This is a genomic window from Kamptonema sp. UHCC 0994, from assembly GCF_029167235.1.
Lineage (GTDB): Bacteria > Cyanobacteriota > Cyanobacteriia > Cyanobacteriales > Microcoleaceae > Kamptonema.
In genome coordinates, this window is sequence record NZ_JARFTR010000233.1 from 1 (window position 1) to 11,510 (window position 11,510).

The window sequence follows — 11,510 nt, forward strand, 5'->3', positions numbered from 1 at the left end:
CGCCCAGAGGGCGGCGTTACGGACAAAAATAATAAGTATAACCAAAGATTAATAATCTATGCAAACCTCAGAAAAATTCTCAGAAAACAGCGATTTAAAACCAATTAATCCTAGCAACTTTTTAGCACAAAATCCCCATTTTAATTCCTTAGAAATCCCCGGATTTGATAGTAAAAATCCGCCCGCAGCCAAGTTAATTGACACTTGCGTTCACTGCGGATTTTGTCTGTCAACTTGTCCGAGTTATCGCGTACTTGGCACTGAAATGGATTCCCCTAGAGGTCGCATCTATCTAATGGATGCTATTAACGAAGGAGATGCACCCTTAAATGAGGCAACAGCACAGCATTTTGATACTTGCTTGGGTTGTTTAGCCTGCGTTACCACTTGTCCTTCTGGGGTACAGTACGATAAATTAATTTCAGCAACTCGCCATCAAGTTACCAGGAATTATCAACGAAGTTTATCTGATATCTTAATTCGTTCTATCCTGTTTAATTTCTTCCCTTATCCCGAACGATTGCGGCCTTTACTTGCACCTTTATTTCTTTATCAAAAATCAGGAGTACAGCAACTTGTCCGTTCCACAGGTTTACTAAAAAAGATATTCCCTCGCTTAGCGGCAATGGAATCAATTTTACCAGCAATTTCTGTTGAATCATTCCGAGATAATTTACCGACAATTATTCCAGCACAAGGAGAAAAACGCTATCGAGTTGGCATGATTTTAGGTTGCGTACAACGGCTATTTTTCTCCCCAGTTAATGAAGCTACAGTGAGAGTTTTAACAGCCAATGGTTGTGAAGTTGTGATTCCCAAAAGCCAGGGATGTTGTGCTGCTTTACCAGAACACCAAGGACAAACAGAACAAGCCAAAACTTTAGCCAGACAAATGATTGATAGCTTTGAGATGACTGATGTTGATGCTATCATTATTAATGCGGCTGGTTGCGGTCACACTTTAAAAGAATACGGTCATATTTTAGCAGATGACGCGGAATATAGTGAGAAAGCAAAGGCATTTGCTGGCAATGTAAAAGACGTGCAAGAATTTCTGGCAAATGTGGGTTTAACAGCCAAACTTTCTCCCCTAATTGATGGAGAATTGAATATAGTTTATCAAGATGCCTGTCACTTATTGCACGGGCAAAAAATTAGTTTGCAACCGCGTCAGTTATTGCAGCAAATTCCCGGTGTGAAATTAAAAGAACCCCTAGATGCAGCCTTGTGTTGTGGTAGTGCGGGAGTTTATAATATGTTACAGCCAGAGATTGCTGATGAATTGGGGCAGCAAAAAGTTGAGAATTTATTAAATACTGGTGCCGAGTTAATTGCTTCTGCTAATCCTGGTTGTTCTTTACAAATTAAGAAGCATTTGGAGTTGCAGGGAAAACAAGTTATGCTGATACACCCAATTGAGTTATTGGATTATTCAATTCAGGGGGTAAAGTTACAAAGGAAGTGATAACCCCTTTGCGTAATTTATGCTGTAGGACTACCGACAAAAAACGCTAACGGAGAGTTCTCATCACAAGCTAACCGAACTTTAGAACCAATAGGAAAAACATTTGCTGTAGTTGTAAGTGCATATAACTTTTGTCCTGAAGGAGTTTGTAAACAATAACGATTTTCTCTACCTAAAAATTGGCGATCGCAAATCACAACTGCCGAATCTTCATCTAAAAATAAACTCAAATCCTCCTGTCGGATCATCAATTCTCCTTGAGTAGAAACATCGCCGGGGAATTTTACAAACGAATTTACTTTAACAGCAAAACAACCTACTTCTGTTTCCCAAATATCCTGCTTCAGCGATGCAGATACAAAATTAGCTTGCGTTACAAACTCAGCCACAAATTTCGATGCTGGTTCTCGATAAACTTCCTCTGGAGTGCCAAACTGTTCTAATTTGCCTTGACGCATTACTGCTACCCAATCTGAAATTGAAAGTGCTTCTTCGCGATCGTGGGTGACAAATACCCCAGAGGTTTTTGTTGCTTTGAGAATATCGCGGACTTCCTGACGCAATCTTAACCTTACTTGTACATCTAAATTACTCAAAGGTTCATCTAATAAAATAATAGCAGGTCTAGGAGCTAAAGCACGAGCTAAAGCTACTCTTTGTTGCTGACCCCCGGATAATTCATGGGGATAACGGTTTTCTAAACCTTCCAATCCTACTAATGCTAAAGCTTCTGTGACACCTTTGTGAATATTATGCTTTGACTCTTTCCCTTGATATTTCAAGCCAAAAGCTACATTTTTCGCGACTGTTAAATGAGGAAAAAGTGCATAGTCTTGAAACACCATACCAATGTCTCGCTGTTCCGGTGGTAGTGACATCGTAACACTGGCTACAGTCTTTCCTGCTAAAGCGATCGCGCCTGCTTGTAACTGTTCAAAACCAGCAATTAACCGCAGCAACGTTGTTTTCCCACAACCTGACGGCCCCAACAACCCCAGTATATCTCCCTGATGTAGGGTCAGGGTGACGGATGCCACCGCAGGTGATGCTGCTTGGGCATACTGTTTTGTGACACCATCCAAATGCAGAATTACAGGTCGAGTCATTATTGCTATAAATAATCAACAACTTAGTATTCTATAGTAAAGTGGTTTAGTGATATATATTCTCATAAAGACTTGACGAATTTTTACACATAGTGATACGATAGCAAGCTAGACAGTTTATTGCCCAATGGAAAATTCCAAACGATCGCTACAACAAACAGCCATCAGCACAATCAAAGGGTTGTCCAATTTACGCAGTCTATCTGCTAGTGGGTGGACAGTTGCGGTTATCGCTTTAGCATTACCGATCGCCATACCAATCCTCAGCGTCTTATCCAGTATCTTTTTTGAAGCTAAAGATACGTGGGAACATTTAACTGATACAGTTTTAACTCGTTATATCCTCAACTCTTTCTGGTTAGCGATCGGTGTTAGCTGTGGTGTGGTTGTAATTGGCGTAGGATGCGCCTGGTTAGTAACAATGTGTCGCTTTCGGGCTAGTCGCCTATTTGAATGGGCATTATTATTACCTTTAGCCGCCCCAGCTTATGTTTTAGCTTATATTTATACAGACTTTTTAGAATTTTCCGGCCCAGTTCAAACTGCTTTGCGTTATATTTTTGGCTGGAGTTATGGAGACTATTGGTTTCCTAACGTGCGATCGCTCCCCGGAGCGATATTAATGCTAATCTTGGTTTTATATCCCTACGTCTATCTATTAGCAAGAGTTGCATTTTTAGAACAATCAACTTGTACGCTAGAAGCTAGTCGAATCCTGGGCTGTAGTCCTTGGCGGAGTTTTATTACAGTTGCCTTACCAATGGCAAGACCAGCAATAATTGCGGGTTTAGCCCTAGCTTTGATGGAAACTCTTAACGATTATGGCACTGTTCAGTATTTTGGAGTTGATACTTTCACTACAGGCATTTATCGGACTTGGTTTGGCATGGGAGAAAGAATTGCTGCCAATCAATTAGCTGCTATGCTATTATTATTCGTTCTGGGTCTAATTTTACTAGAACGCTGGTCGCGCAGTCGGACTAAATATTATCAAGCTAGCAGTCGTTATCGCCAACTGCAAACTTATCAGCTTCAAGGAATTAGGGAAATTTTAGCAGTATTTAGTTGTTTTCTACCGCTATTTTTGGGCTTTTTATTGCCCGCAAGTCTTTTAGTCAAATTGACCTTAGCCAATTGGGAAACAACTATAGACGAAAGGTTTTGGATTTTTGCCAGCAATAGTTTAATTTTGGCAACACTAACAGCAATTTTAGCCGTAATTATTGCCTTAATTATGGCTTACGGCTTAAGATTATATCCTAACTTAGGAGTGCAATTAGGAACGCGCATTGCGGCAATGGGCTATGCTGTGCCGGGTTCTGTAATTGCAGTGGGAATTCTCGTTCCCATTGGCAAATTTGACAATCTATTTGATGGTTGGATGCGCGAAAATTTCGGAATTTCTACAGGCTTATTATTAAGCGGAACAATTGCAGCTTTGGTATTTGCTTATTTAGTTAGATTTCTAGCTGTTTCGTTAAATGCAGTTGAGTCAAGTTTGAGTAAAATCAAGCCTAATTTAGATGATGCGGCGAGAAGTTTGGGTTATAGTCCGATGCAAACTTTAGTTACAGTACATACGCCAATGATGACGGGAGGTCTATTAACTGCGATGATGTTAGTGTTTGTGGATGTGATGAAAGAGTTACCTGCTACTATAATTATTAGACCTTTTAACTTTGATACTTTGGCTGTACGAACTTATCAGCTTGCCTCAGATGAGAGATTGGCTGAAGCTTCAGGCCCAGCATTGGCAATTGTTTTAGTGGGGATGTTACCGGTGATTCTATTAAGTTGGAAGATTGCGCGATCGCGTAAGTCTTCGACAGAGTTAACGGTTAACAGTTAACAGTTAACAGTTAATATTATTCCTGTGGAAATCAAGATGATTAATAAAAATTTACCAATGTCTACCCGTACTACTAGCACAATTTTCTTTGTACTGCTTACTATTTTTGTCACCTTTGGATGTCAAAAACAGGCGGCTACTCCCCTCGAAACATTACAAAAAACTAAGCAATGTCCAGAATGCGATCTGACTGGCGCTAAGTTAAGTAACATTGATTTAACAGGCGCTAATCTTAATAGTGCTAAGTTAGAAGGTGCAGTCCTAGAAAATGTCAAACTTAATGAAGCTTTACTCGATAGCGTCAATCTCAAAGGTGCAAATTTAAAAGGCGCTTCTCTGGAAAAGGCAGGTTTATTTGCTGCGGATCTGACAAATGCTGACTTGAGTAACGCCAATCTTAAGGGTGCTTTTTTGCGAGGGGCAAAACTTAATAATGCTAACCTTAGTAATGCCGATTTAAGTGAAACTGACTTAAATAGTGCTGATTTAACAGGGGCAAATCTGAAAGGGGCAAATCTGAAAGGGGCAATGATGCCTGATGGTACAATCAAAAATTAAAACAGATCGGATTGGATTGGATCGGATCGGATTGGATAAGAATCAGAATAGGCGGTTGAAACCGCATCTACACAAACAAAGTCCGCCTACGCGGACTGAAGAATGAATTCAGAAGAATTTAGGAGTCACAATTCAGCATGAATTATTGTGAATTCTGACTCCTGATACCAAATCTGGCTTAAATATCTCCTTCATTCTTTAGTCCGCGTAGGCGGACTTCCTTTGTGTAGTCGCGGTTTCAACCGCCGGACTTCCTTTGTGTAAATGCGGTTGTGTAAATGCGGTGACAACGACGTAACTTCTTCTCTATTTCCATCCCGCGCGATCGGCAATCTTTAAAGCTTCGGGGTTATTTTTCCCAAACACATCAGGGTTGAGAGGGTCAGATTTAAATGTACCAAAACTAGCAACTACAGGATCGATCGCCACACCTGAAATTACGGGATATTCATAATTACCCCCAGCAAAAATCTGTTGCGCTTCACGACTGGCTAGGTGTTCCAAGAATTTGATCGCGCCTGCTTTATTTCGAGAAGTTTTGACGACACCGCCACCACTTATATTGATGTGAGTTCCGCGATCGCGCTGGTTCGGGAAAAACACACCAATTTTAGCCGCGATCGCCTTTTCTTCAGGTTTTTGCGATTTCGCTAACCGAGCGACATAATAGGTATTAACAAGGGCTAGATCGCCTACCCCATCAGCAACAGCCTTGATTTGCGCCGTATCATTTCCCTCTGGAGGACGGGCAAAATTAGCCACCAATCCTCGCGCCCAAGCTTCCGTTTTTTGCCCCCCATGAGCTGCTAATATAGCTCCAACAAGAGACTGGTTATAGATATTCGTGGACGATCGCACTAAAATCTTACCTTTCCATCGAGGATCTGTCAGCGCCTCATAGGTTGACAACTGGGTGGGGTTGACCTTACTTTTGTTGTAAACAATCACCCGCGCCCTGCGCGATAGGCCAAACCAGAAACCTTGAGGATCGCGCAAATTAGCTGGAATTGCCGATGTCAAAACGCTTGATGATACAGGCTGCAAGATACCCGCTTGTTTCGCCCGCCACAAACGCCCACCATCAACGGTGATGAAAACATCAGCGGGACTATTTGCGCCTTCACTTTTGATCCGTTCAATTAGTTGGTCAGCATCCGCTTCAACTAAGTTAACCTTAATTCCAGTTTTTTTCGTGAAGCTTTGGTACAACGCATTATCAGTGTCGTAATGACGCGCTGAATAAAGGTTGAGAGTTCCCGCTTGGGCTGCTACTGGGGCTGTTTTGCTTAGTTCCCCCATTGCCACGACGGCCATTGCGGTTCCGCTGGCAAGAAAAATACGCCTAGAAATGCTCATTGTTCAATAATGATAGATTATTGCATCTGGTCATTGACAGGATGGTGCATGAAAACCCATCTATAGTCATTAATGTATTATCTTAATGCAAGTTATTCTTATTTGCTTATAAAAAATTGTAACTAGGAAGAAGGGGCTAGGGGCTAGGGGCTAGGGGCTAGGGAAGAAGGGGAAGAAGGGGAAGAAGGGAAGAAGCCAATAGAATTAAGGGTGGAAGGAAACTAGAATATCCTAAGCATTTTGGCGGTTGCTATACTTATGAGACAGATTTTTGCTGGCTGGGGATGACAATCAGGGCCCAGTAGGGAACTTCTGCGGGCTCAACTTGAGCGATCGCAACTATCCGCTGATTGAGCATCGTGGCTCGTTCGATATATAATGCTCGTTCAAAGAGCCCTAACTCTATGAGTACATCTCGGACTTTGCTAAAGTGTCTGCCTAGTTTAATGATGACAGCAGCATCAGCAACAGCTAGGCGATCGCGCAGAATTTCCCCTGAAAGTGTCGCCGGCATAATACTCAATACATCATTACGATACGTTAACGGCGCACCTAACTGAGCCGCACTTGCCAAAGTTGAAGAAATTCCTGGTACAACTTCAGTGGTAAATTTGCCTGACAAGCGATTGAAGAGGTACATAAACGAACCAAACAAAAATGGATCGCCTTCGCATAATACTGCTACATCCCGCCCTTGACTCAAATGGCTAGCAATTTTCTCAGCGGCAATATCATAGTAAGGCTGAGACGATCGCGTTGGACTAAAAGGCAAGGGCATCGGAATTTCTATTTGTTCCGGCCGCAAATAATCTGCTACAATCGACCGTGCAAGAACCTTACCATTTTCCATTGCAGGATAGGCAATCACCGGCACTGATTGCAAAATGCGATAAGCTTTTAAAGTTAACAATTCTGGATCGCCAGGGCCAATACCCAGTCCATATAATTTACCAGTAGATTTTGTCATAGAAGGAAGGAAGAAGGAAGAAGGGGCTAGGGGCTAGGGGCTAGGGGCTAGGGAAAGAGGAAAAGAGGGGGAGATGGGGGAGATGGGGGAGATGGGGGAGAGGGGGAAGTAAATCCCCATTCTCCCCCATTAGCGATTAGCGATTAGCGATTACCAATTACCAATTACCAATTACCAATTACCAATTACCAATTACCAATTATCATATTTCATCTAATTTTGCTAACGCATTCACAGCAGCCGTCGCCATTGCACTACCTCCCCGTCGCCCGTGTAAGGTAATAAATGGTACGCCTCGACTATTAGCAGCAAGTTCAGCCTTGGATTCCGCCGCCCCCACAAACCCCACTGGAAAACCCAGAATTAAAGCTGGTTTTGGCATTCCCGCATCCAGTAATTCCAGTAACCTAAATAAGGCTGTAGGCGCATTGCCGATCGCCACTACTGCACCTTTTAAATCATCCTGCCATAATTCGAGCGCCGCAGCCGATCGCGTATTTGCTATCCGCTGCGCCAAGGCGGGGACATCGGGGTGTTGAAGTGTACAAATTATCGCATTATCAACGGGGAGACGCGATCGCGTGATGCCTTGCGCTACCATGCGAGAATCGCAGAGAATGGGTGCACCATCAGCTAAAGCCTTGCGTCCGGCGATCGCGGCTCCGGGGGAAGCTGCTAAGTCTGCTACAATATCTGTCATGCCGCAGCTATGTATCAGGCGTACTGCTACGGATTCTAAATCCGCAGGTAAACTTGATAAATCTGCTTCTGCTCTAATAATGGCAAAGGATTTGAGGTAAATTTCAGTCCCGTCTCGAATATAATCCATTTATAACTAGGGGCTAGGGGCTAGGGGAAGAAGGGGTTAGGGGCTAGGGGCTAGGGGCTAGGGGAAGAGGGGAAGAGGGGAAGAGAATTAAGGTTTCAGCAATAAGCGAGTGCCTTAAATGCCTTGGCGGTTGCTATACCTCAGTTACCGAATGGGATGCAGAATGTTGAATTTGAGTGGGATTTAACCACTGTTGTAACTGAGAAATGGGATGGCGATCGGCAAATTCACCGAAAGACTCATTGTGCGATCGCATCTTTTGATAAACTAGCAGCATTCTTTCTATTAAAGATAATAACTCGGCTGGACTTACGGCTGGGAAGAGTTGCCGCCCAAAGGGTGAATCTTTTGCACCGACATACATAATATATGATGCTATCTTCTGACTCCCATTTTTAATTTCAGTTCCCAATAAAGTAATCTCGCTAGGATTATGTTGGGCACAGGATTTTTTGCAACCGCTGAAGTGAATTTTAATCGGTCGATCTAACATTATTTTTGTTGCTAAATCCCTCGCCAATTTTAAGGCATCACCTTGAGTATCTGTCGCACCCGCAGCGCAACCAGTCTTGCCGGAACAGGCAATTAATGCACTATCTAGACGATTTGCTGACCAGTGTAATCCTAATGCAGTAATGGCTTGCTTGATATCAGGAAGTTGAGAGTTTTGGATATCGGAAATTAGCAGATTTTGCCAAGGCGTAAGCCGGATTGTACCGCTGCCATAAGTTAGTGCTAAATTTGCTAAGCTTCGCAATTGTTTAGATTCCAGTTTTCCTAGAGGTAAGGCAATCCCAATATAGGATAAATCTGGTCGATCTTGAGGATGAATGCCAAGATGATTATAACTTGAAAATGCAGAATTTGGCAAGTTTTGCGTTGTTGTTTTTGTAGGGAAGCGATCGATCTCTTTTTCCAAATTATCTTGATTTATTTTGGTATGAACAGGACTTTGCTTGTCTTCAAAATTAGATTGATTGCCATTGGTTAAAACTGGAATCATCGCCTTTTCAGGTGAAATTCTTTGCAAAGGAAAAGACAAATATTTTTCAATTTGTTCTAGATAGAAATCTTGACCCCAATCAGCCAGCAAGTGTCGCAGGCGTGGTTTTCTGTCCTTAATTAAGCCGCGATCTTTGGTATAATTCAGATAAACTTGAGCGCAAGCTGCTAAGACTGATATACACTGAGATTGTGGGATAATAATACCTGTGTCGGGATACTTTGTATCGTTCAGAAACAGGCGAAAAACAATTTCTTTTAATGGCGATCGCGATTCTGCTACTAAGATAATATCATTCAGGCGATCGCGCACAGAAACCGACTCACCGCCGTCAAAGCAAATACTGAACTTAGGCGATAATGCCGATAACTCAGGATGTCGCTGCAAGTAATCGTCCAACTCCTTAACCAAGAGGCGAGTATCAAGTAATTGCTGCGAGTCAATTCCCGCTGTGGGACTTGCCATAATATTGCGAAGCGGGTCTATTTCCAAATAGGATGGCGCTATCCCTAACTGTTGTAATTTAGCAAAGACTTCACTACCAATTATCGATCGCATTTCCCGAATCTGTAAATTAGCCCGATTCGTGACTTGGACGTAGCCGCCGCCTAATTCGTCAGCCAGATCCGCGATCGCACAACATTGTACTGCATTTAAGATTCCCCCCGGAATCCGCATTCGAGACAAGATCCCATCTCGAGCAACGGAGCCATACAATAAACCTGGACAGGTTGGTAAATCAGGCAAAGATAACAAGCAACATCCTCCCCATGCGACGCAGGGAATCGAGTGTGAACGTGCTAAAAGCACCTCCCAAATGGCGTTCTGGCTTTGACAGTTGCGGCACAGCGCCGGAATTACACCGGACTTTCCCATATTCAGGTTCTAGAATAATATCACGTATGCGATCGCTTTGATAAGTTTTAAAGTGCTATTTTAATCTGTCGCGTTATTTTTGGCGATCGCAAGTCCTAGTTGCGATTGGTTCTGCTAGGGTTGTATGTTAATATAATTAGTAAATAAAAACATCCATCTAGCAAGGCAACTGATATATCGATAGTTTTCAATAATCCCGAAATGACAAGCCCAGTCTCCACTCAATCCCTAATTCCCATCCCCCAGCAAAAATGGCTTTCAGTGGTGGGTATTGGTGAAGATGGACTATCTGGATTAAGCGCGATCGCGCAATCTCTAATCAATCAAGCTAAAATTATTGTCGGCGGCGCACGTCACTTAGCAATGCTGCCAAAAGACGATCGCGAAAAGTTAGTTTGGACATCTCCTATTGAGGTGACAATTGATGAAATTATCCGCCGCCAAGGACAGCCTGTCTGCATTTTAGCCAGCGGCGATCCCATGTGTCACGGCATTGGCGTAACCCTCACCCGCCGCATTCCCATCTCGCAAATAACCATTATTCCCGCTGCATCGGCTTTCAGTCTGGCTTGTGCCCGCCTGGGATGGCCCCTTGCGGAAATCGAAACTTTTAGCTTAACAAACCGCCCGATCGCTGCGATCGTATCTGCTTTCTATCCCGGCGCACGCTTGCTAGTTTTGAGTGCGGACAAACATACCCCCGCTAAGGTGGCGGCAATCCTAACAGAGCGAGGCTTTGGTGAGAGCCAGATCGCTGTATTAGAGCGGATGGGGGGGGAGTTAGAACGAGTAATTGAGGGCATTGCAGCGACGTGGGAGGCAACGGATTTAGCCGATTTGAATACGATCGCGATGGCAGTTATCGCCACTCCCGGAACCTTCCCCCTACCTCGGATTTCAGGCTTACCGGATAGCGCCTTTCACCACGACGGACAACTTACTAAACGGGAAGTTCGAGCCATTACTCTCTCAACTTTAGCTCCAATTCCGGGAGAATTGCTCTGGGATGTAGGTGCTGGCTGCGGTTCGATCGCGATTGAGTGGATGCGGAGTCATCGCCACTGCCGCGCGATCGCGATCGAACGTCATCAAACCAGATTACAATACATTGCAGATAATGCCGCCGCCCTTGGCATTCCCAGTCTCAAAATCGTTGCAGGAGAAGCGCCAGAGGCTTTAAAAGACTTGCCTCAACCTGATGCCATCTTCATTGGTGGTGGTGCTACTACTGATACTCTATTTGAAACCTGCTGGAATGCACTGCGATCGCACGGCCGCCTTGTAGTAAATGCTGTCACCATTGAGAGCGAACTAAAAGTGCTACAATGGCATAGCCAGTATGGAGGTGAGCTGATTCGGATTAGCATCGATCGCACAGTCGCGATCGGCTCTTTTTTAGGGTGGAAACCTTCTGCACCAATTACACAATGGATCGCAGTTAAACCTAGTTTCAGGACTTATGCAAAAGTATTTGTAACGCCGCCATCCTGGCGGTAAAGAA

At 43.6% G+C, this 11,510-nt stretch carries 9 protein-coding genes and 1 riboswitch; of the genes, 4 read left to right on the forward strand and 5 right to left on the reverse strand.

Annotation, left to right across the window (positions count from 1 at the left end; all coding sequences use genetic code 11):
• Positions 1-58: 58 nt before the first annotated feature.
• Complete coding sequence (locus tag PY364_RS20975; RefSeq protein WP_275525932.1) at positions 59-1,465, forward strand: heterodisulfide reductase-related iron-sulfur binding cluster; 1,407 nt, start codon at positions 59-61, stop codon at positions 1,463-1,465.
• Positions 1,466-1,482: 17 nt separating this feature from the next.
• On the opposite strand, the gene PY364_RS20980 is transcribed toward PY364_RS20975, so the two are convergent.
• Positions 1,483-2,571: an ABC transporter ATP-binding protein gene (locus PY364_RS20980; RefSeq protein WP_275525933.1), complete on the reverse strand. Its 1,089-nt coding sequence runs from the start codon at positions 2,569-2,571 to the stop codon at positions 1,483-1,485.
• Between the two features lie 127 nt (positions 2,572-2,698).
• Here PY364_RS20980 and PY364_RS20985 point away from each other — a divergent pair, with 127 nt between their 5' ends.
• On the forward strand, positions 2,699-4,420 hold the full coding sequence (locus tag PY364_RS20985) for an iron ABC transporter permease (RefSeq protein WP_275525935.1): 1,722 nt from the start codon (positions 2,699-2,701) through the stop codon (positions 4,418-4,420).
• Positions 4,421-4,477: 57 nt separating this feature from the next.
• Positions 4,478-4,978, forward strand: a complete 501-nt coding sequence (locus tag PY364_RS20990; protein ID WP_275525937.1) for a pentapeptide repeat-containing protein — start codon at positions 4,478-4,480, stop codon at positions 4,976-4,978.
• A gap of 306 nt (positions 4,979-5,284) precedes the next feature.
• Here PY364_RS20990 and PY364_RS20995 read toward each other — a convergent pair whose 3' ends face one another.
• The 4 genes from PY364_RS20995 to cobG all read right to left on the reverse strand — a co-directional run bounded on the left by PY364_RS20995 (position 5,285) and on the right by cobG (position 9,889).
• Positions 5,285-6,334 carry a Fe(3+) ABC transporter substrate-binding protein gene (locus tag PY364_RS20995; protein ID WP_275525939.1) on the reverse strand — a complete coding sequence of 350 codons (1,050 nt, stop codon included), beginning with the start codon at positions 6,332-6,334 and terminating at the stop codon, positions 5,285-5,287.
• Between the two features lie 256 nt (positions 6,335-6,590).
• Entirely contained in the window at positions 6,591-7,301 is a 711-nt protein-coding gene (locus tag PY364_RS21000) for a precorrin-2 C(20)-methyltransferase (RefSeq protein WP_275525940.1), read from the reverse strand.
• A gap of 202 nt (positions 7,302-7,503) precedes the next feature.
• Positions 7,504-8,130, reverse strand: a complete 627-nt coding sequence (locus PY364_RS21005) for a precorrin-8X methylmutase (protein ID WP_275525941.1) — start codon at positions 8,128-8,130, stop codon at positions 7,504-7,506.
• A gap of 133 nt (positions 8,131-8,263) precedes the next feature.
• Positions 8,264-9,889, reverse strand: a complete 1,626-nt coding sequence (gene cobG / locus PY364_RS21010; RefSeq protein WP_275525942.1) for a precorrin-3B synthase — start codon at positions 9,887-9,889, stop codon at positions 8,264-8,266.
• Positions 9,890-9,950: 61 nt separating this feature from the next.
• Positions 9,951-10,009, reverse strand: a riboswitch (adenosylcobalamin-variant (AdoCbl-variant) riboswitch).
• A 201-nt stretch (positions 10,010-10,210) separates the two neighbouring features.
• On the opposite strand from cobG, the gene cbiE reads away from it, so the two are divergent.
• On the forward strand, positions 10,211-11,506 hold the full coding sequence (gene cbiE, locus PY364_RS21015) for a precorrin-6y C5,15-methyltransferase (decarboxylating) subunit CbiE (RefSeq protein WP_275525943.1): 1,296 nt from the start codon (positions 10,211-10,213) through the stop codon (positions 11,504-11,506).
• Positions 11,507-11,510: the final 4 nt, after the last annotated feature.